This window comes from Microbacterium dextranolyticum (genome assembly GCF_016907295.1).
GTDB lineage: Bacteria > Actinomycetota > Actinomycetes > Actinomycetales > Microbacteriaceae > Microbacterium > Microbacterium dextranolyticum.
The window spans coordinates 811,093-836,254 of record NZ_JAFBBR010000001.1; the positions used below are offsets into that span (position 1 = coordinate 811,093).

Below are 25,162 nucleotides of genomic sequence, written 5' to 3' on the forward strand. Positions count from 1 at the left end.
CCGGTCACCCGGTGCAGGCCAGCGTGCGCTGCAGCGATTCCATGAGGTCGATCTCGGCGGACTGGGTCGCAGCGACGCCCTGAGCCACCTGCAGGGCGCGCGGATCGGTGCCCTGCTGTGAGAGCGCCTCGGCCATCGGCACGGCACCCCGGTGGTGCCGGATCATCAGCGAGAGGAACCGGCAGTCGGCGTCCGTGCCGGTCGCGGCTCGCAGCGCGTCGAGCTCCGCCGTCGTCGCCATCCCCATCTGCGCCCTCAGCTCGGCGTCGGACGCGGGCGCGGCATTCGTGTCGCCGCTGTGCGCGTGGCCGCTGCCCGGCATGGTCATCCATGCCATGAGCGGACCGCCGGCCTGCGGAAGGCTCCACTTCACGAGCCAGTCGTAGAACTCGCCCCTCTGGGCCGACTGCGTCGTCGCGATGTCGTAGGCGAGCGAGCGCACGGCATCGTTCTGCGTCGTGCGGTAGATATCCATCGACATCTCCACCGCTTGCGCGTGGTGCACCTGCATGTCGCGAGCGAAACCGGCTTCGGGTGAGTCGGTGCCCGGAGCGGAGGGGGCGGCGGCACCGAACGTCGAGAACCGCCCGATCGCGAAGGCGGCGGCGAGAGCCAGGATCGCGACGAGAAGCACCGCCCACCACGGCGGGAGCGTGCGAGCAGCGGCGCGAGGGGTCATGACCTCTTGCCGGGCCCGTCGATGCCGCCGGTGCAGGGCGCCCCCGGCTCGGGCACGCTCTGGCTGCGCCAGTACTCCTGGAAGAACGCGGTGATCCGCGGATCCGAGGCATCCTGCACCTTCAGCTGCGCGTTCCAGGCGCTCAGCACGATGGGGCTCGGCAGGCCTTCGTGCGGGGAGAGGAGGGCATAGCTCGACGGCATCAGGGCGCGGAGGCGATCGAGCTCGTCGCCCGAGACCTGGGTGCGGTCGTACGTGACCCACACCGCGCCGTGCTCGAGCGAGTGGACGGCGTTCTCGTTCTGCTGCGGCTCGTCGTAGACAGCGCAGTTGAGCCAGAACTGGTTGTGCGGGCCTCCGGCCGGGGGGTTCTGCGGGTAGTCGACCGTGCCCTCGACGTGGCGCGTCTCGTTCGAGAACGTCTCGACGCCGTCGATCCGGGCGCCCGACGCCTGCCCCGAGTAATCGGGCGCGCCGGGCGGGGCGAAGATGACGGATGCCGCGACGAGGGCGACCACCGCGAGCGCGGCTGCACTGCCGACCACCCACCACGTGAACCGGCCGCGACGGCGTCGGGCGAGCTGACGCTCGTACTCGGCGAGCTTCTCGCGCTTCTGCTCTTCGCGCTGGTGTTTGACCGACTGCTGGATCTTCGCCTGGGTGGCGGGGTTGCCGCTCTGTCGCTTGTTCGGGGGTGTCGTCGGGGTCATGGGGATGATCTCGCTCGGCTCGGTTCGACGGTGGGTCGGCGGCACCGCGGCGCGCGCACCCTCCCGATTTTATGCGCTCGCATGAGACCGCGGGTCGGCCCGCGGGTAGAATCGTCCGAGACGTCGAATCGTTTCGACCCTTTTCCGCCCGCACCCCGGGCGCATCCTCCTTCTCTCACTGCCATCGACGGGATCCCGTGCGCGACACCTCGACCATTCCCACCGCCGGCCACGCCGCGAGCCGCCCCACCTCGTCCACGGGGGCGATCCGCACCCTCGGGTCCGACCCCGCCACGGCGCCGATCGTCCTGCATCCGGGCGATGCGATTCCGGCCTCCCGTCGCGTCGTGTACATCCTGCTGCTCGGGGCTCTGACGGCGCTCGGGCCCTTCACGATCGATCTGTACCTGCCGGCGTTCCCGGTGCTGCAGGCCGACTTCGGCACGACGGCGGCGGCGATCCAGCTGACCCTGACCGGCACGATGATCGGCTTCGCCCTCGGTCAGCTCATCGTCGGGCCGCTCAGCGACCAGGTGGGTCGACGCATTCCGCTGCTCGCCGTCACTGCTCTGCACGTGCTCGCGAGCGCGGCCGCCGCGCTCGCCCCCGACCTCCTCCTGCTCAGCATCGCGCGCGTGCTGATGGGGGTCGGTGCCGCCGCGGGCGGCGTGGTGGCGATGGCGATCGTCCGCGACCTGTTCGGCGGACGCCGGCTCGTCGTCATGCTCAGCCGGCTCGCCCTCGTCTCGGGTGTCGCGCCGGTCATCGCCCCGCTGATCGGGTCGGCACTTCTCGCGGTGATGCCGTGGCGCGGACTGTTCGTCGTCCTCGCGATCTATGGGACGGTCATGCTCGTCTCCGCGATCCTGCTCGTGCCCGAGACGCTGCCGAAGGCGCGACGCAGTGCGGGAGGCGGTCGCGCCGTGCTGCAGCGCTACCGGAGTGTCTTCGGGGACCGCGTCTTCCTCGGGGTGCTCATCATCGGCGGAATGACCTTCAGCGGGCTGTTCTCCTACCTGTCCTCGTCCTCTTTTCTCTTCCAAGAGGGGTACGGATTCGACGCGCAGCAGTACGGACTGCTGTTCGCGGTGAACTCACTGGGCATCGTGTTCGGTGTGCAGCTGGCATCCCGCCTCGCGGCACGATTCGGTCCGCAGTGGGTGCTCGCGGTGTCGACCGCCGTGCTCGTGGTCGCGGGCTCCGCCATCATCGTCACCGACCAGTTCGGCCTGGGCCTGTGGGGCACGATGGTGCCGCTGTTCGTGTTCATCACGGCCTGCGGGTTCACGTTCCCGTGCGTCCAGGTGCTGGCGCTCGACCGGCACGGCGCGGCGGCGGGTACGGCGGCGTCGGTGCTGGGTGCGTGCAACTTCGGCGTCGCGGGCCTCATCTCGCCGATCGTCGGATGGGTCGCGCACGACGCCGGCATCACCGCGACGACGATGGCGTCGGTGATGGTCGGCTGCGCCGTGATCGGATGCCTCGCGCTCTGGCTCGTCGTGCGCCCCCGTACCGTGGAGCGGCTCGCGCCCTGACCTGCGCCGGGGCCTGATCCGCGCTCAGGTGCGGCGAGTCCGACCCCCGAACCCCGGGGCGCGTCGTGCGTTCTCGGTGTGGCCCCCCGGCCTGGGCCGGACCCGTCGGCCACACTGAGGCGATGGATGCCCCGGTCGACGACGAACGCCTCACCACCGCGCTGCAACGCCTCGTGACCGGCGTGCTGCTCGTCGCCGCGGCGGTGGTCCTCGGCATCCTCGTCACGGTCGAGGCCGACGTCGATCTCGACGACTGGTGGAACGGCGTCGTCTCGCTGTTCGCGCCGCTCGATCCCGTCGCGCTCGTGCTGAACTTCCTCGGCGGGGGATGGTTCGCGACGTTCGTGATCCCGCTCGGCGGCGCCGCCGCGCTCTGGGCGCTCCGACGCCCGTGGGGAGCGCTGTTCGTCCTCGTGGCGTCGGCCGCCAGCGCCGCCGGGGTGCAGGTGCTGAAGGCGGTCTTCGGGCGGGCGCGGCCCGAAGACATGATCGTCGTGTCCGATCACGGATCGTTCCCGTCGGGGCACACCGCCAATGCCGCCACCATCGCGGTCGTCGCCGTCGTGCTCTTTCCCCGTGTGTGGGTCGCCGTCGTCGGCGGCGCGTGGGTGTTCGTCATGGCCTTCAGTCGGACGCAGGTGCACGCGCACTGGTTCAGCGACACGGTCGGCGGAGCGCTCGTCGGCGCCGGGATGGCACTCGTCGTCGCGGCCGCCCTGACGACCCGAGTCGACCGTGAGCGGCGACACCTCTCGTCGGTAGGCTGACGACATGAACGCGCCGGATGCCGCTGAGATCGCCCGACTGCAAGCCGAAGCCGAGGCCGCCGAAGCGGCGCTGAAGCTCGCGCAGGCCAAAGCCGCGCTCGCCGCCGCACAGGCGGCCGCGGCGAGTGCGGCAGGTGCTGCCGGGGCGGATGCCGCGGGTGCTGGAGCGGCGGATGCTGAGGAGAAGTCGGCGCAGAGCGAGGAATCGGCCCCAGAGCCTCCTCAGGAATCCGCATCTCCTCAGGAGCCGACCGCCGAATCGGCCGCTGGACAGGCCGCCCCGACGGAGAAGCCGGCCGAGGCGGTGCCCGAGGCATCCGCGGGGCCGCTCGACCACGACCAGGTCGCCGCGATCACGAAGGGGTACACCTTCGAGGGGGCGACGCTGGATCTCGGCGCGCTGATGAACACCGACCCTGTCGCGGGCGCGCAGATCCGCATCCCCCTCGCGATGATGAACCGGCACGGGCTCGTCGCCGGAGCCACCGGAACCGGCAAGACCCGCACCCTGCAGGGCCTCGCCGAGCAGCTCGCCGCCAAGGGCGTGCCTGTCTTCGCGGCCGATATGAAGGGCGATCTCTCCGGCGTCGCGACGCCGGGTGAGCCCAGCGACAAGCTGCTCGCCCGCACAAAGGCGATCGGCCAGGACTGGACGCCGGAGGCATCCGTCACCGAGTACTTCGCCCTCGGCGGCATCGGCAAGGGTGTGCCGGTGCGCGCGACCGTGTCGGGCTTCGGTCCGCTGCTGCTGAGCAAGGTGCTGGGCCTCAACGCCACGCAGGAATCGAGCCTCGGACTGGTCTTCCACTACGCCGACGCGAACGGCCTCGCCCTGGTCGACCTCTCCGACCTGCGCGCCGTCCTCACCTGGCTCACGAGCGACGAGGGCAAGGGCGAGCTCAAGGAGCTCGGCGGCCTCTCGGCGGCGACGGCGGGTGTCATCCTGCGCGAGCTCATCACGTTCGCCGACGACGGGGCCGACGTCTTCTTCGGCGAGCCCGAGTTCGATGTGCACGACTTCCTGCGGACGGCGCCCGACGGGCGCGGCGTCATCTCGCTGCTCGAGGTGCCCGGCGTCGCCGACAAACCGGCACTGTTCTCGACGTTCCTCATGTACCTGCTCGCGGAGCTGTACGAGCTGCTGCCCGAGGTGGGCGACGCCGACAAGCCGAAGCTCGTCTTCTTCTTCGACGAGGCGCATCTGCTGTTCAAGGATGCCTCGAAGGACTTCCTCGCCTCGATCACCCAGACCGTGCGCCTCATCCGCTCGAAGGGCGTCGGCGTCTTCTTCGTGACGCAGACCCCGAAAGACGTCCCCGGCGACGTTCTCGCGCAGCTCGGCTCGCGCGTGCAGCATGCGCTGCGCGCCTTCACGCCCGACGACGCGAAGGCGCTGCGCGCCACCGTCGGGACCTACCCGAAGAGCGGCTACGACCTCGAACGGGTGCTGCAGGAACTCGGCACCGGTGAGGCGATCGTCACGGTGATGAGCGAGCGGGGAGCGCCGACGCCCGTGGCCTGGACGCGCCTGCGTGCGCCGCAGGGGCTCATGTCGCCGACGCCCGATCCCGACATCGAGAAGGCCGTGCAGGCCTCGCCATTGCTCGCGAAGTACGGCACCGCAATCGATCCGGAATCGGCGCGCGAGATCCTCGCGGCGAAGATGAACGCCGCCGCCGAGAAGGTCGCCGCCGACGAGGCCGCCGCAGCGCAGGCCGCCGCCGACAAGGAACAGGCCGCGGCGGACAAGGAGCTCGCGAAGCAGCAGGCAGCCGCGGCCAAGGCTGAGGCGGCGGCCGAGAAGGAGCGTCAGAAAGAGTACGACCGTCTCATGAAGGCATCCGGAGGGTCGCCGCGGAGCAAGCCTCAGAAGTCGGCGCTCGAGCAGGTCCTGAACTCCACATCGACGCAGACGATTCTGAACTCCGTCATCCGCGGCATCTTCGGTAACGGCCGCCGGCGCTGACCCGTCCCGCCCCTCCTCCGATAGGGATCCGATAGGGAGTAAGGGCGGGACCGCAAGGGGGTGCGTGCGCGGCGGCGGCCGGGTTAGCGTGACCGACATGGAGCATTCGGACACCCCGCTGTCGACCCCGACGGGCGAGGAGGAGGCACTGCGCGCGCAGCCCGGCCCGGCCGGTGCGCCGCCGCTGGTCCTGGTGCTGGGGTCGACGGGCTACATCGGAGGACGGCTCGTGCCACGGCTTCTCGCCGGCGGCTACCGCGTGCGGGTGCTGGTGCGCGACCCCGCCCGTCTCGGAGCATTCGATTGGGGCGACCGGGTGGAGGTCGCCCCCGGGTCGGCGACCGACCGTGACGCCGTCGCCGCGGCCTGCGCCGGTGTGGACGCGCTGTACTACCTCATCCACTCGATGGGTCAGGGGGCGGGGTTCGAGCGGGCCGACCTCGAGGCGGCGCGGACCGTCGCGGATGCTGCGGCCGCGGCATCCGTCGGTCGCATCGTCTATCTCGGCGGGCTGCATCCCGAGGGCGTCGCGCTCAGCCCCCACCTGCGCTCGCGCGTCGAGGTCGGGGAGGTGCTGCTCGCCAGCGGCGTGCCGACTCTGGTGCTGCAGGCGGGCGTCGTCATCGGATCGGGCTCGGCCTCGTTCGAGATGATCCGCCACCTCACCGAGGTGCTGCCGTACATGCCCGCGCCGCGCTGGGTGCGCAACGTCATCCAGCCGATCGCCGTGCGCGATGTGCTGTACTACCTGCTCGCCGCCGCCCGCGTTCCGCACGAGATCTCGCGGGCCGTCGACATCGGCGGGCCCGACGTGCTGCGCTACGGCCAGATGATGAACGGCTACGCCGTCGAGGCGGGTCTGCCGCAACGGCCGATCGCGCCGTTGCCGGTGCTCACGCCCGGCCTCGCGTCCCACTGGGTCAACGTCGTGACCCCGGTGCCCCGGTCGATCGCGCGCCCGCTGATCGCGTCGCTGCAGAACGAGTGCGTCATGGACGACCGCGACATCGACGCGATCATCCCGCCCCCCGAAGGCGGCCTCACCTCGTACCGCCGGGCCGTCGCGCTCGCCCTCGGGCGCGTCGAGGCCGACTCTGTCGAGACGAGCTGGCAGGATGCCGAGGTCACCGGCGTCCCGTCGGATCCGCTCCCGTCCGACCCCGAGTGGGCGGGGCGCACCGTCTTCACGGATGTGCGGACGGCCGACACCCCGGCATCCCCCGAGAGCCTCTGGGCGGTCATCGAGGGGATCGGCGGTGAGAACGGCTGGTACTCGGCGCCGCTGCTCTGGGCGGTCCGCGGCTGGATGGATCGCGTCGTCGGCGGTGTCGGGCTGTCGCGCGGACGTCGTAGCCGCTCGCGCGTCGCGGTGGGCGACGCGATCGACTTCTGGCGCGTCGAGAAGGTCGAGCCCGGGCACCTGCTGCGTCTGCGCGCGGAGATGAAGGTGCCGGGGCTCGCGTGGCTCGACCTGCAGTGCGAGCCGGGCGAGGGCGGGGGAGCGCGCTACCGCCAGCGCGCGGTGTTCTTCCCGTCGGGGCTCGCCGGTCGGCTGTACTGGCTGTCCGTTCTGCCGTTCCACGGCTTCATCTTCCGCGGTATGGCGAACCGCATCACCGCGGCCGCCGAGGCCGAGGGCGATCGTGGCCCGGCGACGCCGGGGACACCTGCGACCTAGACTCGCGGGATGCCTCACCTGCGACCGTTCCGACCCGGAGACGACGCCGCGCTCGCCGAGATCTGCCTCAGGACGGCGGATGCCGGCGCCGACGCGACGGGCATCCTCGAAGACGACGACGTCTGGGCCGCGGTCTTCGTGTTGCCGTACGCCGTGCGGCATCCGGATCTCGCGTTCGTCGTCGAGACCGACGACGGGCGCGCCGCCGGATATGTGGTCGGCGCCGACGACACCGACGCGTTCGAGAACTGGTTCGCCGCGGAGTGGTGGCCCCGCCATGCGGAGCGGTGGCCCCGACCCGCCACGCCGCCCGACGGGGCGACCCCGTCGCGGCAGGAGGGTCTGCTGACCTACGCCTACGGGCGGCGCGCCGGGGCTGAGCCGTTCGCCGCGACGTATCCGGCGCATCTGCACATCGACCTCCTTCCCGAGCTGCAGGGGCAGGGGTGGGGCAGGCGGCTCATCGACGAGCTCGCGGGCGCCCTGCGCGCCCGAGGAGTGGCGGGTCTGCACCTCGCGACCGACACGCGCAATGCCGGCGCGATCACGTTCTACGAGAGACTCGGCTTCCGTCGCATCCCGTCGCACGCCGACGTCGTCGCGTTCGGGATGTCGCTCGGCTGACGCGGCGGTTTCTCCCGAGATCGTCGCGGGGCGCTCCGGCGTAGGCTGGCGGGGTGAGCGTTCCCGCCCTGGTGATCACCGTGTCCGATCGTTCCGCGGCGGGGGTCCGCACCGATGCGAGCGGCCCGGTCGCCGTCGTCGCGTTGCGCGAGGCGGGCTTCGGATGCCCCGAGGCGGTCGTCATCCCCGATGGGGCGGATGCCGTGGAGGAAGCACTGGGCGTGGCGCTCGAGGCGGGCATCCGGCTCATCGTCACGACCGGTGGGACCGGGCTCGCGCCCCGCGACCAGACCCCCGAGGGCACGCGCCGGGTGATCGAACGCGACCTGCCCGGCGTCGCCGAAGAGCTCCGCCGCCGCGGGCTCGACGACACCCCGGCCGCGATGCTGTCGCGCGGCGTCGCGGGCGTCGCGGGTGACGCCCTGATCGTGAACCTTCCCGGATCGCCGCGCGCCGTGGCATCCGGTATGCCTGTGATCACGGCGATCGCGCACCACGCCCTCGCACAGCTCGACGGAGGAGACCACGCATGACCATCCGCATCGCCCGCATCAGCGACACCGCCCTCGACGTCACGGAACACCTCGCCGCTGTCGAGGAGCCCTGGGTCGGCGCCGTGACGAGCTTCGTCGGAACGGTGCGTGAGAACGACCCCGACGCGCGGACGCCCGTCGTCGCGCTCGAGTACTCCGCCCATCCGGATGCCGAGGCCACGCTCCACGACATCGTCACGACCGCGATCGGCGAGCACCGCGCCGTCGTCGCCGTGAGCCACCGCACGGGGCGTCTCGTCGTCGGCGATGCCGCCGTCGTCATCGCCGTCGGAACGGCCCACCGCGACGAGGCGTTCGGGATCTGCCGCACCGTGATCGAGGAGATCAAGCGCTCCCTGCCGGTGTGGAAGAAGCAATGGACCGACGACGGCGACGCCACCTGGAAGGGCATCGGCGGCTGAGCCTTCCGGTACCGGCCCGCGGCCGGCCCCGCCGCGGGCGTCGGAGGCAGCGCCGCGGGCGCGGGCGTCGGCGTGCCGATCAGCCGCCGGCGAAGGGCGGCAGCACGTCGACGAGGCTCGCGTCGGTGAGCGCGATGTCGTCGTCGGTGCGCCGGCCGTCGACCAGCACGGCGCAGCGGGGCAGGATGCCGCCGAGTGCCGGATGCTCGTCGACGAGCGCCGCGCGCAGATCGCCGAGCGTCGACTCGGTGCGCTGCTCCTCGGGCGTGCCGACCGCCTCTTCGGCCGCGGCGAAGTAGCGAACGCGCGCCATCAGTGCGTCCCGCCGGGTGCGCCGTCCCACGCGGTGGCGAGATCGACCACCGCCGCGACCGCGGTGCGTACGTCGTCGGGGGTTCCCCCGGCGAGCCCCGCGACGAGGCCGGCGACGAAGGCGCTGAACGGTGCGGCGGGCCGCGCCACTCCGTTCGCGACGTCACGGGCGAGGTCGAGGATCAGCGAGATCGGCAGATCGTCCTCGGCGAGGCCGAACCGTTCGCGCAGGGCAGCCGCCCACGCGTCGAGGGCTTCGGGGGGAAGGGTGCGGTCGCTCATGAGGTCTCCTTCGGGGAGGGCGAGCTGGGACGGGGGAGAGGTGAGGGTTCCGACGGGCGGAGCGGGGGCGGCGGCGCGGACGGGCGCCACGGCGCCCGTCCGCGCCACATCGTCCCAGGTGTCGATGTCGATGGTCGCATCGGTCGGCGCGGCGAGCACGACTGCACCGAGCGGCGCGAGAAGCGCCCGCGCCGGCGCGTTCACGCCGCGGCCCGGCAGGGCACGTGCGGCGGCGCGCAGTTCGTCGACGGGGTAGAGGCCGGTGAGCCATTGGGGCCGCGCGTCGCCGTCGCTGAGACAGAAGCCCCCGCGAGCATCGCCGTCCGACGACGTCGCACGTGCCGCGTGCAGCCGTGTGACGGCCGCGACGGGATCCACCAGATCGGCCGCGAGGACGAAGAGCCACGAGGGGGACGCGGGCCCGTGCGCACCGTCGTCGGGCTCGGACAGGTGGTCGAGTGCGGCGACGATCGCGGCGGCGGGGCCCGAGAACGGCGGATCCTCCCGCAGCCAGACGAGCGAGCGGATGCGCGGTGCGCCGTCGATGCCGGGGCGCCGCGGACCGACGATCACCACGGGGTCGCAGCCGGCCGCGGCATCGACGGCTCGCTGCAGCAGCGGGCGTCCCTGCACCTCGAAGAGCGGCTTGTCGAGGCCCCCCAGGCGCGACGCGCGGCCCCCGGCGAGGAGGATCGCGCCCGTGGTGGGCATCATTCCGGACGCGTCCAGTCGCCGCTCTTGCCGCCGGTCTTGCGCACGAGGCGCACGTTCTCGACGGCGGTCGATTTGTCCATGCCCTTCACCATGTCGACGACGGCGAGGGCGGCGACGGCGACGGCGGTGAGCGCTTCCATCTCGACGCCGGTGCGGTCGGCCGTGCGGACCGTCGCCTCGATCTCGACGCCGTCGTCGACGATGTCGACGTCGACCACGGCGCCGTGGACGCCGATCACGTGAGCGAGCGGCAGCAGCTCGGGGGTGCGCTTGGCGGCTTGGATGCCGCTGATGCGCGCCACGGCGAGCACGTCGCCCTTCGGGGTGGTGCCGTCGCGCAGCGCGGCGATGACGTGCGGCGCGCAGCGCACGAAACCGCGCGCCGTCGCCGCACGGACAGTCGGCTGCTTCTCGGTCACATCGACCATGCGGGCGTGTCCGGCGGCGTCCAGATGGGTGAAGGTCATGGCATCCTCGTGTTCTCGGGTTCGATCTGCGGCATCCGGCCGCTCAGTCGATCAGCATCACGTCGACGAGGTCGCCCGCCGCGACCGCGTCGACCTCGGCGGCGACGACGGCGTACCCCTCGGCGCCGCCGAGCCGTCCCGCGAGGTGCGAGCCTCCGCTGGAGGCGGGCGCGGCACGCCAGACGGCGGGGTCGGTGCGGTCGATCGTCACGGGCAGGTACTGGCGACGCCCCGCCGGCGTGCGCCAGCCGACGGCGGCGGGGATGCGCAGAAGGGGGCGCCGCACCTCGGTGCGCCCCTGCAGCGCGAGAAGGGCCGGGCGGACGAACACCTCGAACGACACCGCGGCGCTGACGGGGTTGCCGGGCAGACCGAACAGCAGCGTGCGGCCCGCGAGGCCGAAACCCTGCGGCTTCCCGGGCTGCATCGCGACCTTCCCGAAGGTCATCTGCGAGACCGTCTGGCGAACGACCTCGTAGGCGCCCGCGCTGACGCCGCCGGTGAAGACCACCGCATCCGCCGCGTCGGGGCCGGTGGTGACCTCATCGAGGAGAGCTCGCAGCGCCGAGCCCTCGTCGTCGACGATCTCGCGGCGGACGACCCGCGCTCCGGTCGCCGCGATCACGCCCGCGAGCAGGATGCCATTGGACTCGGGGATCTGCCCGCGCTCGAGTCGGACGCCCTCCGCCCCGGTCGCGCTCCCGAGTCGCTCCAGCGGAACCAACTCGCTGCCGGTAGACACGACGACGACGCGGGGGGCGACCGCCGCCGTCACCTCGGAGATGCCGACGGCGGCGAGGGCGCCGATCTGCAGCGGGCCGAGCAGGGTGCCCGCGGGCAGGACCACGTCGCCGCGCCGGGTGTCCTCGCCGCGGCGGCGCACGTGCACGCCGCGGCGCGCGGGGGCGGATGCCACCGCGATGACACCGAGCGAGTCGGCGAGCCCGCCGACGGTGTCTTCGAACGGGACGATCGTGTCGGCCGCGGTGGGCAGGGGCGAGCCCGTCATGATGCGCGCCGCCTCGCCGGTACCGATCGCGGGGTCGACGGCGCTCCCGGCGGGCAGGTCGGCGACGACCCGCAGCCGCACCGGAGCATCGGCGTTCGCCGCCGCGACATCGACGTGGTGCACGGCGAATCCGTCCATCGCGGAGTTGTCGAAGGGCGGCAGATCGATCACGGCGCGCGCCGGAGCGGCCAGGGTCGCGCCGAGCGCATCCGCCAGCGGGACAGTCCGCGCGGGCACCGGGACGACGGCGGCGAGCACCGCCGCGAGGTGCTCGTCGACGGTCAGGAGGGCGCGGGCGTGCAGGCCCGCGCCGTCGCTGGTGCCGGACGGCGTCGTCACGTCCACGCCGCGAGCCCGCCGACGAGCACGCGCGCATCGACGCCGCGCGCGTGCAGCACCTCGGCGGCCTGTTGGGCGCGCATGCCGTGTGCGCAGATGACCACGACCGGCCCGTCGGCGTCGAGCTGGGCCGGGTCGGCGAGGAAGTCTCCGAGCGGGATCAGCACCGAGTCGGCGACGACGCCCGACTGCGTCTCCCACGGCTCGCGCACATCGAGCAGGACGGCGTTCTCCTCGTCCTTCGCCGCAAGCATCTCGGCCGCCGTGACGTGCGCGATGGCGGGCGCGCCTCCGGTACCCGCGATCGAGGAGGTCGACGCGGAGGGCGAGACCGGGTGCGGGTGCGCCGATCCGTCTCGTCCGTCTCTTGCCGCCGGATCCGCCGTCGAGGACTCCGTCGTGGATTCCGACGTGGGGTGCAGCGGCACCTCGGTGAACCGGCCCTGCAGGGCGTCGATCACGAGTACCCGCCCGAGCAGCGGCTCACCGATGCCGGCGATGAGCTTGATCGCCTCGACCGCCATCACCGATCCGACCTGCAGCGTGAGGGCGCCGAGCACACCCACGTCGGCGCAACTCGGGGTCTGCCCGACGCGGTCGGTCGGGTGCAGGTCGGCGAGAACCACAGGTTCGCGCCCCTGAGGCGGCGCCGACCAGAACACCGTCACCTGCGCATGGAACTCCTGCACGACGCCCCAGACGAGCGGGATGCCGCGACGCTCGCACTCGGCGGCGACGATCGTGCGCGTCGCGAACGTGTCGGATCCGTCCAGCACGAGGTCGGCGTCCGCGAGCAGTGCGACCGCGTTCGCGGCATCCAGCCGTTCGTGCACCGCCACGACGCGGGTCTCGGGGCTGAGGTCGGCCGCGGCGCGCACGGCCGAGTCGACCTTCGGGGCGCCGACGTCGCCGAGGCGATGCAGCACTTGGCGCTGCAGGTTCGTCAGATCGACGTCGTCGTCGTCGATCACCGTGAGGGTGCCGACCCCGGCGGCGCACAGAGCGAGCACGGCGGGCGAGCCGAGCCCCCCGGCGCCGATGATCGCGACGTGCGCGGCGGCGAGATGGCGTTGTCCCGCCTCGCCGAACCCGCGGAGCGCCGCGTGTCGCTGCGTCCGCGCGCGCTCGTCGTCCGAGAGCGCGTCGACGGGGTGGACGAGCGGAGGCAGCGGCATGCGTTCAGGCTAACCCGCGGCTCCGACCGGAGCGGGCGCACGCCCGTGAAAACCGCAGGAGCGGATTATCCACGGTCAATGATCCGCGCCTGCGGGTAGATTCGTCTCATGACCAGCTACCGCATCGCCGATGCCGCGCGTCTTCTCGGCGTGAGCGACGACACCGTCCGCCGCTGGATCGATCAGGGCGCGCTCCCGACGAACGGCGCCGCGCCCGCTGAGATCCCGGGTGCCGCGCTCGCCGCGAAGGCCGTCGACCTCGCCCGTGCCCCGGGGGATCCGACCGACCGGCTCTCGAGCGCCCGCAACCGCTTCACCGGCCTCGTGACGCGGGTGCAGCTCGACGGGGTCATGGCGCAGGTCGACATCCAGTCCGGCCCCCATCGCGTCGTCTCGCTCATGTCGGCCGAAGCCGTCCGCGAGCTCGGTCTCGAGCCGGGTGCGCTTGCCGTCGCCGTTGTCAAAGCCACCACCGTCATCATCGAGATCCCGAAGGACTGACCCGTGCGCCGCACCCCCCTCACCGCCCTCGCCCTGGCATCCGCCCTCGCGCTCGCCCTCACGGGCTGCGCGGCTGCCGCCACTCCCGCGGAGTCTGCGGCTCCGACATCGTCACCCACCGCGTCGTCGACTCTCACGGGCGAGCTGACGATCTCGGCCGCCGCGTCGCTCAAGAAGGCGTTCGACGAGCTGGCCGTCGAGTTCGAGGCGGCGAACCCCGGCGTCGATGTGAAGCCGATCAGATACGACGGCTCATCGACCCTCGCGACGCAGATCCTCGAAGGCGCGTCGGTCGACGTCTTCGCCTCGGCCGACGAGAAGAACATGAAGAAGGTCGTGGATGCCTCGCTCGCGAGTGCGCCCGAGCTGTTCGCGACGAACGTGCTGACCCTCGTCGTGCCGAAGGGCAACCCCGGCAAGGTCACCGGACTCGCCGACCTCGCGAAGCCCGACCTCGACGTCGTGCTGTGCGCGGCCGAGGTGCCGTGCGGCGCCGCGTCGACGACGCTGCTGCAGAACGCCGGCGTCCAGGCATCCGTCGACAGCTACGAACAGAGTGTGACCGCCGTGCTCACCAAGGTCGCGAGCGGCGAGGCCGACGCGGGGCTCGTCTACGTGACGGATGCCGCGACGAACGCCGACGTCGAGACGGTGACCACGGCCGGCGCGGACGCCGTCGTGAACCGCTACCCGATCGTCGCCCTGACGCACGCAGCCCACCCCGAGGCGGCGGCTGCCTTCGTCCGGTTCGTGCTCTCCGACGCCGGGCGGTCGGTCCTCGGCGGGCTCGGCTTCGGCCACCCCTGAGCCGGGCCCGCCATCGATGGAGGAGCGGCGAGGGTTCGTCCCGCAGGTGCTGATCGTGCCGGCGGTGTTCGGCCTCGCCCTGCTCGCCGTCCCCCTCGCTGCACTCGTCGGGAGGGTCGACTGGTCGACGCTCTGGGGTGATGTGACCTCTCCCGAGGCGCTGTCGGCCCTGCGGCTGTCGCTGCTCACCGGCGCGACGGCGACGGCGGTGTGCGTCGTCCTCGGTGTGCCGCTGGCGCTCCTGATCGCGAGATCGGGCGACCGGCTCGCCGCCGCGCTGCGCGCGCTCGTCACGGTGCCACTGGTCCTGCCGCCGATGGTGGGTGGGGTCGCGCTCCTCTTCCTCTTCGGGCGCAACGGCTGGCTCGGCGTTCTTCTGGCCGACGCGGGGGTGAAGCTTCCGTTCACGACGCCCGCCGTCGTCATCGCGCAGACCTTCGTGGCGCTGCCGTTCCTCGTGCTCGCGCTCGAGGGCGCGCTTCGCTCGACGGGCGTCGGCTACGAGCAGACGGCGGCCGCACTCGGCGCGGGCCGCTGGCGCATCCTGTGGCGGGTGACGCTGCCGCTGGCCGCCCCGGGGCTCGTCGCGGGTGTGGTGCTGTGCTTCGCCCGCGCGGTGGGCGAGTTCGGGGCGACCGCGCTGTTCGCCGGCAACGCCCCCGGCGTGACCCAGACCATGCCGCTGGCGATCTACACGGCGTGGGGTGGGGCCGGGGTCTCGCAGGGGACAGCGGTGGCGCTGTCGCTTCTGCTTCTGGCGACCGCGATCGTCGTGCTGCTGCTCGTGCGTGCGTGGCGCCCCGCGACGGGGGTCGTGCGGTGAGCGGCGGCACCGCGGCGACTCGTCCGCTCGCACGGCAGGCGGCCTCGGCGACCGGCGCGGCACTCGACGCGCACGTCATCGTGCGGCGAGACGCTTTCACCCTGGATGCCCGCGTGACCGCCGCCCGCGGCGAGGTCGTCGCGCTCATGGGGCCGAGCGGGGCCGGCAAGTCGACTCTTCTCGGGGTGCTGTCGGGGCTGCTGCGCACGCGCGAAGGGCACGTGCGGCTGGACGGTGTGACCGTGTCGGGCGCGACGGTGCAGGTGCCGCCGCAGCGGCGCGGCGTCGTGCTGCTGGGGCAGGAGCCTCGGCTGTTCCCCCATCTCTCCGCGCGCGACAACGTCGCGTTCGCCCTGCATCGGCGGGGGCGTACCTCCCGTGCGGCGATCCATGACGCCGCGGATGCCTGGCTGCACCGCGTCGGGCTCGGTGACCGCGGTGCGCATCGTCCCCGCGCACTGTCGGGTGGTGAGCAGCAACGCGTCGCCCTCGCCCGCGCACTGGCCGCCGGGCCTCGGGTGCTGCTGCTCGACGAGCCGCTCTCGGCCCTCGACCCTGCGACGGCCGCGGACATCCGGGCCGTTCTGGCCGCCCAGCTCGCCGCCGCCGGCGCCACCGCCCTCATCGTCACGCATGCGGTCGTCGACGCCGTCGCGCTCGGCGATCGGCTCGTGCTGCTCGAGAACGGGCGGGTGACCCAGTCGGGGGCGCCGCGCGAGATCCTCACGGCGCCGCAGACCGCGTTCGGTGCGGCCATCGCCGGCGTCACCCGTGTCGTCGGGCGGGTGGAGGGCGGCGTCTGGAGGGCGGGACGGCTCTCGCTGCCCGCCCCGGCGTGCCCGGCCGGAGCGGCCATCGCGACGATCGCCTCCGGCGCCGTGGCTCTCCTCGACGCGCTGCCCGCCGAGCCGGCCGGCCGAGTGGTCTGGACCGCACGGGTGACCCGGATCGATGCGACGCCGAACGGGGCCCGGATGCAGACGGCGGATCCCGACGTCGCGGTCGACATCGCGGCCGCCGCGTTCGCGCAGCGCCGTCTCTCGATCGGCGATGGGGTGACGCTCTGCCTCGACCCGGACGGCGTCCGCATCGCACCCGAGGCACTGCCCGCCGATACGGAGCGTTGACCGCCGGAGCGGGCCGGGCTGGCGCCCGCGGCGCGAACTGCTCCCGCGCACTGCTGCGGCGCGCAATCCTGCGGTCCGCTGCTGCGCCCCGCTATCGCCGTCCGCTACTGCACCAGGCGCCCATCGGCCAGGCGGATCGTGCGGTCGACCAGCCCGGGCGGCACGGCGACGTGGGAGATCAGCACGATGGCCTGGTCGGGGCCCACCGCGCCGAGCAGGTCGGTGAGCAGGGCATCGGATGCCGCGGGATCGACGCCGGCGGTGGGTTCGTCGAGCACGAGCACGGGGAAGGCGCGCAGGATGCCACGGGCCAGCGCGATCCGCTGCGCCTGTCCGCCCGACACGAGTGCGCCGCGCTCGCCGACGCGAGCGTCGAGACCGCCGCGCTGGCGCAGCCAGTCGCCGAGGCCGACGCGTGCGAGCACGGCGGCGAGCTCGGCATCCGTCGCGGTGTCCCGGGCGAACAGCAGGTTCTGCCGGATGTCCTCGTCGAAGAGCATGGGCTGCTGTTCGCAGAGCCCCACCGTGCGCCGCACGGCATCCGCCGGCAGCCTGTCGACGGGTATGCCTCCGACGGAATACTCGCCACCGGTCGGCTCGAGGAAGCGCACGAGCACGTGCGCGAGGGTCGTCTTTCCCGCCCCGCTCGACCCCACGACGAGGATGCGCTCGCCGGGTCGGACATCCAGATCGATGCCGTCGAGCGAGGCGGCGGATGCTCCCGGCCAGCGGGCGGTGACCCCGCTCAGGCGGAGGCCCTCGCCGAGATCCGCCGCCGCGGGCGCCGGATCTGCGGCTTCAGCGGGAAGCTCGTGCGGGGCCGAGGCCGGCACCGACGTGGCGATCCGCTCCGCCGCGGCACGCACCTGTCGCCACGACGACGCTGCCAGCGGAACCGCGGTGAACACCTCGAACACCGCCATCGGCACGAGGATCGTCACGGCGAAGGCGGGGCCGGTGATCGTGCCGTCCGCGAGCGCGGGAGAGGCGACCATCACGGCGAGGATCGATGCGGCGCCGGCGAGGACCGACACGATGGCCGTGGTGCCGGCCTGCGCGGCGGCGCGACGGGTCACTGCCCGGCGAAGAGACGCATCCGTTCGTCGGATGCGCTCTCGCCCCGCGCCGTCCGCGCCGTACGCGATGAGCACGTCGAGGCTGCCGAGGTAGTCGAGCACGGCGTCGGCGAGGCGTCCGCGCAGGGGCGCGATCGACCGTTCGGCGCGCGACCCCGACGCCCAGCCCCATGCCGTGGCGACCACCGCGCCGACGACGAGGCAGGCCAGCAGGGTGAGCGCGGCGGGCCACCAGACGAACGCGACCAGGATGACGGCGCCGACGGCCACGCAGGCCGACGAGACGAGGGGGAGGGCGACCCGCAGCGGCAGGTTCTGCAGCTCGTCGACGTCGTCGACGAGGGCGCCGAGCACCGAGCCCCGGCGCGTGCGGGCCAGGCCGTCGGGGGCCAGCGGGATGAGACGGCGGACGAGGTCGGTGCGCGTCGTGGCGAGCTGGCGCAGCGCCGCATCGTGGCTCGCGAGTCGTTCCGTGTAACGGAAGGCGGCACGGCTCAGCGCGAACGCCCGCACCCCGACGACGGCGGCGCCGAGGAACATGACGGGCGGCTGCTCGCTCGCGAACACGATCAGCCAGGCGCTGCACGCGAGAAGGGCGACGGCGGATGCTTCGGAGAGGAACCCGCTCGCCGCGCCGGGCCAGAATCGGCGCAGTGACGGAATGGCGCGCCGCAGGATGCCGGCGGCCGTCGTCGCCGGGGCCGGCGCGGTCTCGGAGGCTTCAGCAGTCGCCGGCGGCACCGGGGGCGCAGGCGTCGCCGGCGTCGGGGCGGGGGCGCTCATGCGGTCACCTCCGCCGGGTGCAGGGCGACGACCTGGTCGGCGATCGCGCGGGCGGTGGAGCGGTGCGAGACCAGGAGCACGGTGGCACCGGCATCCGCCAGTGAGCGCACCGACGCCCACAGCGCGGCCTCGGTGTCGGCGTCGAGCGCGGCCGACGGCTCGTCGAGGGCGATCACGGGGGCGTGGCCCGACAGATGACGGTGGAAGGCGCGCGCGACGGCGACGCGCTGGGCCTGACCGCCGGACAGACCGGCGCCCTGCACGCCGAGCTCCGCATCGGGGTCCAGCGCTCCGGCGCCGGCGAGATCGAGCGCGCGGCGCACGGTGCCGTCGGCGGTCGCGTCGCGGTCGTCGCCGAGGCGTACGTTCCCGCCGATCGTGCCCGAGACGAGGCCCGGCTGCTGCCCGGCCCACGCGAGCCAGTGCCACGGGGCGACGGTGCGGACGTCGCGACCTCCGATGTGGGCGACGCCCTCGAAGTCCGCGGCGCCGCGGAGGGCCGCGAGCAGGCTCGTCTTTCCACTGCCGCTCGGACCCTCGACGAGGGTGACCGTGCCGGGGCGCGCGGCGAAGCTCACCGGAGGAAGCAGCGCGGCGCCGCGCCGCACGCGCAGATCGCGGACCTCGAGGTCGAAGGATGACCCCGAGGGCAGGGGTGCGTCGGCGGCATCCGCTCCGGTGCGCGGCGCACGGCTCGCGGCATCCAGCACGGCGAACACGTCCTCGGTCGCGGCAACCCCTTCCGCGGCGGCGTGGAACTGCACGCCCACCTGGCGCAGCGGCAGGTAGGCCTCGGGGGCGAGCAGCAGCACGAAGAGTCCGACCGCGAGGATGAGCGAGCCGTCGATCAGCCGGAAGCCGATCGAGACGGCGATGATCGCGACCGAGATGGATGCCAACAGCTCGAGGGCGAACCCGGAGAGGAACGACACCCGCAGCACCCGCATCGTCTCGCGCCGGTACGACGCCGTCACCTTCTCGATCGACGAGACCGCACGGTACTGGCGGCCGAAGACCTTGAGCGTCGACAGCCCCCGCACCGTGTCGGCGAAGCGCGAGGCGAGCTGGCCGAGAGTCTTCCACTGCGCGTTCTGCACCGACCGGGTGGCGAGGCCGATGAGGATCATGAACAGGGGGATGAGAGGGATCGTGAGGACCACGGTGAGGCCCGAGATCCAGTCCTGCCACCACATGATCGCGATGAGGATGGGGGTGGCGATGGCCGTCAGCACGAGCTGCGGCAGGTAGCGCGCGAAGTAGGCGTCGAGGGCTTCGAGCCCGCGCCCCGCGACGACCGCGAGCCGGGCCGAGTTCTGCTCGGCCAGCCATCCCGGTCCGAGGCGCCCGATCGCCGCGACGAGCTGCTCGCGCAGCTGCGCCTCGACGCGCGCGGCCGCGCGGGCCGAGACGACCTCGCGCACCCACAGCAGCACTGCACGCACGGCGACGACCCCCGCGAGCAGCATCAGAGTGCGGGGCAGGTCCGCGCCCGAGGCTCCGGTGCCCAGCGCATCGATCGTCCCGGTGATCGCGCGGGTCAGCAGCCAGGCGAAAGCCGCGATGACGAGGGTCTGGGCGAACCCGATCGCGGCGATCGCGACGAAGAATCCGCGCGAGGCGGAGGCATACCGCAGCAGCCGCGGGTCGACCGGCCGCATACGTGTGCGCTCGGGCGACGACTCGGCATCCGGCATCTGTCCATCCTCTCAGATCGGCCCGCACCGAAGCCCGGCGCGCGGCGCCGGCCGAATTCCCACGGTGATCCCGGCGGAGTGTCCGGAAGGCCGGGGTAGCCTCGGACAATGGTCGCGATCCCGCTCACCCTCACCCGGCCCCGCGCCGCCGGTGCGGCGGTGCCGACCGCGGCCGGAGCGGCTGTGAACGGATGCCCGGGTGACCCGCTCGTCGACCGCTTCGGACGGGTGCACCGCGACCTGCGGATCTCGCTGACCGATCGGTGCTCGCTGCGCTGCACCTACTGCATGCCCGAGCAGGGCAACGAATGGCTCGCCCGATCGAGCATCCTGACCGTCGATGAGATCGAACAGGTGGCGCGCGTCGCCGCCGCATCCGGCATCACGACCTTCCGGCTGACGGGCGGGGAGCCGCTGCTGCGCACCGACATCGTCGACGTCGTCCGCCGGCTCGCGGCGATCCGCACGCCCGACGGGGCCCCCATCGACCTCGCGATGACGACCAACGGCATCCGCCTCGCCGACCTCGTCGGGCCCCTCCGCGAGGCGGGGCTGCGTCGGCTCAACATCTCTATCGATACGCTCCGTCGCGACCGGTTCCGACACCTCACCCGGCGCGACCGGCTCGGCGATGTGCTCGACGGGATCGCGGCGGCCGCGGCATCCGGTCTGCGCCCCCTCAAACTGAACGCCGTCGCCATGCGCGGGATCAACGACGACGAGATCGTCGACCTGGTCGAGTTCGCGCTCGCCCATGATGCGCAGCTGCGGTTCATCGAGCAGATGCCGCTCGACGCCGGCCACACGTGGGACCGGTCGTCGATGGTGACGCGCGCCGAGATCCTCGAGGCGTTGTCGGCGCGGTGGCGCCTCACCGCGGTCCCGGGCCGCGGCGGCGCGCCCGCAGAGAAGTGGACGCTCGACGGCGGGCCCGCGACCGTCGGTGTCATCGCCTCGGTCACGGCCCCCTTCTGCGGCGCGTGCGACCGGCTGCGCCTCACGGCCGACGGACAGCTGCGCAACTGCCTGTTCTCGACGGGGGAGTACGACCTGGTGCCCGCGCTGCGCGGCGAACCCGGCACCGGTGATGCCGATGGAGACGCGGTGCCTGCGGGGGATGCCGGGCCGCACCCCGCCTCGGATGCCCGGATCGACGCGGTGCTGCGCGCCTGCGTCGCAGGCAAGCTCCCCGGCCACGCGATCGACGACCCGTCCTTCCTCCAGCCGGCCCGCGGAATGAACGCCATCGGCGGCTGACGCCCCCGCGCTCGCCTCGCGTTGTTGCGCGCGTGCCTCGGGCAGCAGCGCGGCCTCGCTGCGACCGCACTCCTCGCCGTTGCGTCCGCGAGAAACCACTTTCGACGCGAGAAACACGCGCACGAGTGGTTTCTCGACTCGAAGCTGGTTTCTCGCTCCACGAGTGGTTCCTCACCCGTGGCGCTGTGCGGCCCAGGCATCCACCGCCGTCGGGCGTCAACGAGGCGCCCGTGCTGCCCTGTGTCAGCAGCGCGCACCGCCGTCGCGTCCGCGAGAAACCACGCTCGCCGCGAGAAACACCTGCAGGAGTGGTTTCTCGCCGCGAAGGTGGTTTCTCGGGCGCCAGGTCGCCCGCTGGTGTACCCGCCGCCTGGCATCCGTCGCCCGCGGCGCGCCGCGCCGTTGCCCCCGCCGTCACGTCGCCCGCGCCGCTCAGCACAGAAACGGCCGAGCCGCTGCGTTTCGACGGTACGAAACGCAGCGGCTCGGCGTGGATCGGGACGTGAGTCCCGGCGGGGTCAGTGCGCGCCGGCGAGCTCGGCCTTCTCGATGATCGAGCGCGTGACGCGCTTGCGGAACACCCAGTAGGTCCAGCCCTGGTACAGCAGCACGAGGGGCAGGAAGATCAGCGCCGCCCAACTCATGATCTGCAGTGTGATCGGCGTGCTCGACGCGTTCTGGATCGTCAGGCTGTACGCGTCGTCGGTCGAGGACGGCATGACGTACGGGAACAGTGCCAGCCACAGCGTGAGCACCGCGAAGACGATCGCCACGGCGCCGGCGGCGAAGGCCTGCCCGTCGCGGTCGGCCCAGTTCGCGGCGATGGATGCCAGGAGGGCGACGGCGGCGATGATGCCGCACGCGATCACGGCCCACAGCAGCGGAGCCTCACGGCCCGCCGCGAGGAAGATCGTCCAGACGACGGTTCCGGCAGCGAAAACGACCGCGGGGATCGCGAGCTTCTTGCCGAGCGCTTGCGCGTCGTGGTGCACCTGCCCATCGGTCTTGAGGCCCACGAAGTGCACGCCGTGGAGCCAGAACAGGAGCATCGTCGTCACGCCCACCCACAGGCCGTAGGGGTTCAGCAGCGTGAACAGCGTGCCGGTGAAGTTCTTGTCGGCATCGATCGGCACCCCCTGCACGATGTTGCCGACGGCAACGCCCCAGAGCAGGGCCGGCAGGAACGAGCCGATCGTGATCATCCCGTCGAAGCGGCGCTTCCACCGGATGTCGTCGCGCTGGTGACGGTACTCGAACGAGACGCCGCGGACGATGAGGGCGAGCAGGATGATCAGCAGCGGCAGGTAGAACCCGCTGAACAGTGTGGCGTACCAGTCGGGGAAGGCTGCGAACAGGCACGCGCCGGCGACGATGACCCAGGTCTCGTTGAGGTCCCACACGGGGCCGATGGTGTTGATCACCTGGCGGCGCGAGACCTCGTCCTTGCCGAGGAAGGGAAGCGACATTCCGACACCGAAGTCGAACCCGTCGAGGACGAAGTAGCCGACGAACAGCACTCCGACGATGAAGAACCAGAGGTAGGCGAGATCCATGTCTGTCAGCTCCTAGTAGACCGTCGAGGGGGTTTCTTCGACGGACAGTTCGTTCGGGTCGGGGTCGCCGGGCTTCGGCAGCGGTGCCGGACCCTCCTTCACCGTCTTGAAGATGAGGCCGAACTCCACCACGGCGAGGATCGCGTAGATCAGGGTGAAGGCGATCAGCGAGACGAGCACGGTCCAGCCGGGCACGTTGGGCGAGACGCCGTCCTGGGTGAGCATCAGCCCGAACACGATCCAGGGCTGGCGTCCCATCTCGGTGAAGATCCACCCGACGAGGATGCCGAACAGTGCCAGGGGTGCCTGCCAGATCGCGAGTCGCCACATCCAGCCGGCGACGGGGCGCTTGGCGTTCTTGCGGGTGACCCACAGGCCCGCCACGGCGATCGCCGTGCTGATCAGGCCGAAGCCCATCATCCAGCGGAACGCCCAGTACGTGATCCACAGGACCGGGGCGAAGTTCCCGTTCACCTGGTCGGCGAACTGCGGGAACATCTGCGTCGTGTAGAGGTGGTTGAGGTCGTTGATGCCCTCGACGCAGCCGTTGAAGTCGTGCGTCGAGAGGAAGGCCAGGGCGTACGGGACGCGCAGCGACCACACTTCGCTCGTGCCGTCGGGGGTTCCGATCGAGAAGATCGAGAACGAGGCGTTCGCGCCGCAGGCGGAGTTGAACATCGCCTCCGCGGCGGCCATCTTCATCGGCTGCGTGTTGACCATGACGATGCCCAGCTGGTCGCCCGACAGGGCGGTCGCAGCGAAGCCGGCGATCATGGCCCACAGGCCGAAGCGCAGCGACGTGCGCATGAGGTCGATGTTCTGCTTGCGGGCGAGGTGCCACGCGGATGCCGCGATCATGACACCGGCGGCGAACATGATGGCTGCCGAGATCGTGTGCGGGAACTGCGTGAGGGCGACGGGGTTCGTCAGCACCTTCCAGAAGTCGTCCATCTCGGCGCGGTGGCCCTGCGTGGACATCTGGTAGCCCTGCGGGTTCTGCATGAACGCGTTCGCGGCGAGGATGAAGTACGCCGAGAGCCACGTGCCGAACACGGTGATCCAGATGGTCGCGAGGTGGATGCCGCGCGGCAGCTTGTTCCAGCCGAAGATCCACAGGCCGATGAACGTCGCCTCGAAGAAGAACGCCATCAGGCCCTCGAAGGCGAGCGGTGCGCCGAACACGTCACCGACGAAGCGGCTGTAGCTCGACCAGTTCATGCCGAACTGGAACTCCTGCACGATGCCGGTGACGATGCCCATCGCGAAGTTGATCAGGAAGATCTTGCCGAAGAAGCGGGTCAGCAGCAGCCACTTCACGTTCGCGGTGCGGAACCACATCGTCTGGAAGATGGCGACGAACAGCGACATCCCGAGCGTGAGCGGCACGAAGATGAAGTGATAGAGCGTCGTCAGGCCGAACTGCCAGCGGGCGAGCAGCAGTGGGTCCAGGAAGTCCATCGTGGTCCTCTCTCACGGCCCGAGCGGACCGTCTTCCATATGACTGAAGGTACACAGCGGCTTCTCAGCCCTCAGGTGGGCGGCGCCGTGAAAAAGACGTGCGAATGGCTCGCGATCAGGCCTTCTGCGACGCGTGCAGCAGCTGGACGATGCATTCGCGGGGATCGCAGGAGGACCGCATGCCATCGACGGACAACGGCCCGCCGGCGGAGCTGAGGACGCTCTGCATGATGCTCAGGTGCACGCTGCACAGCACCTCGCGGTGGTCTGCCTGCGCGGATGCCTGGGCGCACGGCGTGAGCTCGACGGTCAGCTCGTCCTCGTCGACGAAGGGGTCGAACCCGGCGCCGACGAGGTCTTCGACCAGTGCATCGATCTGGTGGAGCGCGGTGGTGTCGAGCTCGGGCGTCTCACCCGGGATGACGCGCCGCATGAGGTCGCCGCGTTCGGCGGCCGCGCGGGCGCGGCGCCGCTGCACCGGGCTGCAGGCGTTCACGCCGTCGGTGGCGCTGTAGAGCACGCGGGGGCGGCCGCGCGTGGTGCGGTGCTCGGTCGCCGAGACGACGTATCCATCGTCCATGAGGCGCTGCAGATGCTCGCGCACGGTGTTCGGGTGGAGGGCCGTCGCCTCGACCAGTTCGGCGATCGTCCGCTGCGGCCGTTCCTGCACGAGGTGCAGGATCTCGACGCGTGAGTAGTTGGAAATGGCGCTGTAGCCCGCCGGGCGACCTGTGGTCATGCCACATATTATTCACGGGATCGGACGCCGGCGCCACTGGCGGGGGCCTCGGGTTTCTTCCGGCCCGGAGGTAGAGGGCCCGACCTGCTCCCATTCCCTCCTTTCGGAGGGGACGGGCGCTGCCTCCGCACT

24 protein-coding genes are annotated in these 25,162 nt (G+C 72.1%); 12 read left to right on the forward strand and 12 right to left on the reverse strand.

Features of this window, described 5'->3' with window-relative positions; translation table 11 throughout:
• Positions 1-4: 4 nt before the first annotated feature.
• Together JOE64_RS03540 and JOE64_RS03545 are read right to left on the reverse strand one after the other, a co-directional pair.
• Positions 5-679: a DUF305 domain-containing protein gene (locus JOE64_RS03540; RefSeq protein ID WP_204962983.1), complete on the reverse strand. Its 675-nt coding sequence runs from the start codon at positions 677-679 to the stop codon at positions 5-7.
• On the reverse strand, positions 676-1,389 hold the full coding sequence (locus tag JOE64_RS03545) for a thioredoxin-like domain-containing protein (RefSeq protein WP_204962984.1): 714 nt from the start codon (positions 1,387-1,389) through the stop codon (positions 676-678). The genes JOE64_RS03540 and JOE64_RS03545 overlap by 4 nt, the downstream gene beginning before the upstream one ends.
• Before the next feature lie 197 nt (positions 1,390-1,586).
• On the opposite strand from JOE64_RS03545, the gene JOE64_RS03550 reads away from it, so the two are divergent.
• The 7 genes from JOE64_RS03550 (at position 1,587) to JOE64_RS03580 (ending at position 8,914) form a co-directional block, all read left to right on the forward strand.
• Positions 1,587-2,924, forward strand: coding sequence for a multidrug effflux MFS transporter (locus JOE64_RS03550; RefSeq protein ID WP_204962985.1), 1,338 nt, complete (start codon positions 1,587-1,589; stop codon positions 2,922-2,924).
• Positions 2,925-3,046: 122 nt separating this feature from the next.
• Complete coding sequence (locus tag JOE64_RS03555) at positions 3,047-3,691, forward strand: phosphatase PAP2 family protein (protein WP_204962986.1); 645 nt, start codon at positions 3,047-3,049, stop codon at positions 3,689-3,691.
• Positions 3,692-3,695: 4 nt separating this feature from the next.
• Complete coding sequence (locus JOE64_RS03560) at positions 3,696-5,657, forward strand: helicase HerA-like domain-containing protein (RefSeq protein ID WP_204962987.1); 1,962 nt, start codon at positions 3,696-3,698, stop codon at positions 5,655-5,657.
• Positions 5,658-5,754: 97 nt separating this feature from the next.
• Positions 5,755-7,335 (forward strand): SDR family oxidoreductase, encoded by a 1,581-nt coding sequence (locus JOE64_RS03565; protein ID WP_204962988.1) that lies wholly within the window; start codon positions 5,755-5,757, stop codon positions 7,333-7,335.
• A 9-nt stretch (positions 7,336-7,344) separates the two neighbouring features.
• A complete protein-coding gene (locus JOE64_RS03570) occupies positions 7,345-7,959 on the forward strand; it encodes a GNAT family N-acetyltransferase (RefSeq protein ID WP_204962989.1) in 615 nt (204 codons plus the stop codon).
• 53 nt (positions 7,960-8,012) lie between these two features.
• Positions 8,013-8,492 (forward strand): MogA/MoaB family molybdenum cofactor biosynthesis protein, encoded by a 480-nt coding sequence (locus tag JOE64_RS03575; RefSeq protein ID WP_204962990.1) that lies wholly within the window; start codon positions 8,013-8,015, stop codon positions 8,490-8,492.
• Entirely contained in the window at positions 8,489-8,914 is a 426-nt protein-coding gene (locus JOE64_RS03580) for a molybdenum cofactor biosynthesis protein MoaE (protein WP_204962991.1), read from the forward strand. Before JOE64_RS03575 ends, JOE64_RS03580 begins: the two co-directional genes overlap by 4 nt.
• Before the next feature lie 79 nt (positions 8,915-8,993).
• On the opposite strand, the gene JOE64_RS03585 is transcribed toward JOE64_RS03580, so the two are convergent.
• From JOE64_RS03585 to JOE64_RS03610, 5 genes are read right to left on the reverse strand one after another with little or no spacing between them, the layout of a single operon-like run.
• Positions 8,994-9,227, reverse strand: coding sequence for a MoaD/ThiS family protein (locus tag JOE64_RS03585; RefSeq protein ID WP_204962992.1), 234 nt, complete (start codon positions 9,225-9,227; stop codon positions 8,994-8,996).
• Positions 9,227-10,222, reverse strand: a complete 996-nt coding sequence (locus JOE64_RS14470; protein ID WP_239531694.1) for an NTP transferase domain-containing protein — start codon at positions 10,220-10,222, stop codon at positions 9,227-9,229. Before JOE64_RS14470 ends, JOE64_RS03585 begins: the two co-directional genes overlap by 1 nt.
• The gene (moaC, locus tag JOE64_RS03600; protein WP_204962993.1) at positions 10,219-10,689 is read right to left on the reverse strand and encodes a cyclic pyranopterin monophosphate synthase MoaC; all 471 of its coding nucleotides are present in this window, start codon (positions 10,687-10,689) and stop codon (positions 10,219-10,221) included. Before moaC ends, JOE64_RS14470 begins: the two co-directional genes overlap by 4 nt.
• A 43-nt stretch (positions 10,690-10,732) precedes the next feature.
• A complete protein-coding gene (locus tag JOE64_RS03605) occupies positions 10,733-12,037 on the reverse strand; it encodes a molybdopterin molybdotransferase MoeA (protein ID WP_271202451.1) in 1,305 nt (434 codons plus the stop codon).
• Positions 12,034-13,212, reverse strand: coding sequence for a ThiF family adenylyltransferase (locus JOE64_RS03610; RefSeq protein WP_204962994.1), 1,179 nt, complete (start codon positions 13,210-13,212; stop codon positions 12,034-12,036). The genes JOE64_RS03605 and JOE64_RS03610 overlap by 4 nt, the downstream gene beginning before the upstream one ends.
• Before the next feature lie 108 nt (positions 13,213-13,320).
• On the opposite strand from JOE64_RS03610, the gene JOE64_RS03615 reads away from it, so the two are divergent.
• From JOE64_RS03615 to JOE64_RS03630, 4 genes are read left to right on the forward strand one after another with little or no spacing between them, the layout of a single operon-like run.
• Complete coding sequence (locus tag JOE64_RS03615; protein ID WP_204962995.1) at positions 13,321-13,713, forward strand: TOBE domain-containing protein; 393 nt, start codon at positions 13,321-13,323, stop codon at positions 13,711-13,713.
• A 3-nt stretch (positions 13,714-13,716) separates the two neighbouring features.
• Positions 13,717-14,520, forward strand: coding sequence for a molybdate ABC transporter substrate-binding protein (gene modA / locus JOE64_RS03620; protein WP_204962996.1), 804 nt, complete (start codon positions 13,717-13,719; stop codon positions 14,518-14,520).
• A 16-nt stretch (positions 14,521-14,536) separates the two neighbouring features.
• The gene (locus tag JOE64_RS03625; protein ID WP_204962997.1) at positions 14,537-15,343 is read left to right on the forward strand and encodes an ABC transporter permease; all 807 of its coding nucleotides are present in this window, start codon (positions 14,537-14,539) and stop codon (positions 15,341-15,343) included.
• Positions 15,340-16,470 (forward strand): ATP-binding cassette domain-containing protein, encoded by a 1,131-nt coding sequence (locus JOE64_RS03630; protein ID WP_271202443.1) that lies wholly within the window; start codon positions 15,340-15,342, stop codon positions 16,468-16,470. The genes JOE64_RS03625 and JOE64_RS03630 overlap by 4 nt, the downstream gene beginning before the upstream one ends.
• 104 nt (positions 16,471-16,574) lie before the next feature.
• Here the strand turns inward: JOE64_RS03630 and cydC are convergent, their stop codons facing one another.
• Positions 16,575-18,329 (reverse strand): thiol reductant ABC exporter subunit CydC, encoded by a 1,755-nt coding sequence (cydC, locus tag JOE64_RS03635; protein WP_204962998.1) that lies wholly within the window; start codon positions 18,327-18,329, stop codon positions 16,575-16,577.
• Positions 18,326-20,023 (reverse strand): thiol reductant ABC exporter subunit CydD, encoded by a 1,698-nt coding sequence (cydD, locus tag JOE64_RS03640; RefSeq protein WP_204962999.1) that lies wholly within the window; start codon positions 20,021-20,023, stop codon positions 18,326-18,328. The genes cydC and cydD overlap by 4 nt, the downstream gene beginning before the upstream one ends.
• 108 nt (positions 20,024-20,131) lie before the next feature.
• Here cydD and moaA point away from each other — a divergent pair, with 108 nt between their 5' ends.
• Entirely contained in the window at positions 20,132-21,280 is a 1,149-nt protein-coding gene (moaA, locus tag JOE64_RS03645; RefSeq protein WP_204963000.1) for a GTP 3',8-cyclase MoaA, read from the forward strand.
• A gap of 518 nt (positions 21,281-21,798) precedes the next feature.
• Here the strand turns inward: moaA and cydB are convergent.
• From cydB to JOE64_RS03660, 3 genes are all read right to left on the reverse strand, one after another.
• Positions 21,799-22,833: a cytochrome d ubiquinol oxidase subunit II gene (cydB, locus tag JOE64_RS03650; protein ID WP_204963001.1), complete on the reverse strand. Its 1,035-nt coding sequence runs from the start codon at positions 22,831-22,833 to the stop codon at positions 21,799-21,801.
• 12 nt (positions 22,834-22,845) lie between these two features.
• A complete protein-coding gene (locus JOE64_RS03655) occupies positions 22,846-24,291 on the reverse strand; it encodes a cytochrome ubiquinol oxidase subunit I (RefSeq protein ID WP_204963002.1) in 1,446 nt (481 codons plus the stop codon).
• A 115-nt stretch (positions 24,292-24,406) separates the two neighbouring features.
• Positions 24,407-25,030, reverse strand: coding sequence for an ArsR family transcriptional regulator (locus tag JOE64_RS03660; protein ID WP_204963003.1), 624 nt, complete (start codon positions 25,028-25,030; stop codon positions 24,407-24,409).
• Between the last annotated feature and the right edge of the window lie 132 nt (positions 25,031-25,162).

What these genes read in the sequence shown, in the direction of transcription:
- JOE64_RS03540 (WP_204962983.1), bottom strand. Translation starts at nt 679, where the DNA reads ATGACCCCTCGCGCCGCTGCTCGCACGCTCCCGCCGTGGTGGGCGGTG.
- JOE64_RS03545 (WP_204962984.1), bottom strand. Translation starts at nt 1,389, where the DNA reads ATGACCCCGACGACACCCCCGAACAAGCGACAGAGCGGCAACCCCGCC.
- JOE64_RS03555 (WP_204962986.1), top strand. Translation starts at nt 3,047, where the DNA reads ATGGATGCCCCGGTCGACGACGAACGCCTCACCACCGCGCTGCAACGC.
- JOE64_RS03560 (WP_204962987.1), top strand. Translation starts at nt 3,696, where the DNA reads ATGAACGCGCCGGATGCCGCTGAGATCGCCCGACTGCAAGCCGAAGCC.
- JOE64_RS03565 (WP_204962988.1), top strand. Translation starts at nt 5,755, where the DNA reads ATGGAGCATTCGGACACCCCGCTGTCGACCCCGACGGGCGAGGAGGAG.
- JOE64_RS03570 (WP_204962989.1), top strand. Translation starts at nt 7,345, where the DNA reads ATGCCTCACCTGCGACCGTTCCGACCCGGAGACGACGCCGCGCTCGCC.
- JOE64_RS03580 (WP_204962991.1), top strand. Translation starts at nt 8,489, where the DNA reads ATGACCATCCGCATCGCCCGCATCAGCGACACCGCCCTCGACGTCACG.
- JOE64_RS03585 (WP_204962992.1), bottom strand. Translation starts at nt 9,227, where the DNA reads ATGGCGCGCGTTCGCTACTTCGCCGCGGCCGAAGAGGCGGTCGGCACG.
- JOE64_RS14470 (WP_239531694.1), bottom strand. Translation starts at nt 10,222, where the DNA reads ATGATGCCCACCACGGGCGCGATCCTCCTCGCCGGGGGCCGCGCGTCG.
- moaC (WP_204962993.1), bottom strand. Translation starts at nt 10,689, where the DNA reads ATGACCTTCACCCATCTGGACGCCGCCGGACACGCCCGCATGGTCGAT.
- JOE64_RS03610 (WP_204962994.1), bottom strand. Translation starts at nt 13,212, where the DNA reads ATGCCGCTGCCTCCGCTCGTCCACCCCGTCGACGCGCTCTCGGACGAC.
- JOE64_RS03615 (WP_204962995.1), top strand. Translation starts at nt 13,321, where the DNA reads ATGACCAGCTACCGCATCGCCGATGCCGCGCGTCTTCTCGGCGTGAGC.
- JOE64_RS03625 (WP_204962997.1), top strand. Translation starts at nt 14,537, where the DNA reads ATGGAGGAGCGGCGAGGGTTCGTCCCGCAGGTGCTGATCGTGCCGGCG.
- cydC (WP_204962998.1), bottom strand. Translation starts at nt 18,329, where the DNA reads ATGAGCGCCCCCGCCCCGACGCCGGCGACGCCTGCGCCCCCGGTGCCG.
- cydD (WP_204962999.1), bottom strand. Translation starts at nt 20,023, where the DNA reads ATGCCGGATGCCGAGTCGTCGCCCGAGCGCACACGTATGCGGCCGGTC.
- moaA (WP_204963000.1), top strand. Translation starts at nt 20,132, where the DNA reads ATGGTCGCGATCCCGCTCACCCTCACCCGGCCCCGCGCCGCCGGTGCG.
- cydB (WP_204963001.1), bottom strand. Translation starts at nt 22,833, where the DNA reads ATGGATCTCGCCTACCTCTGGTTCTTCATCGTCGGAGTGCTGTTCGTC.
- JOE64_RS03655 (WP_204963002.1), bottom strand. Translation starts at nt 24,291, where the DNA reads ATGGACTTCCTGGACCCACTGCTGCTCGCCCGCTGGCAGTTCGGCCTG.
- JOE64_RS03660 (WP_204963003.1), bottom strand. Translation starts at nt 25,030, where the DNA reads ATGACCACAGGTCGCCCGGCGGGCTACAGCGCCATTTCCAACTACTCA.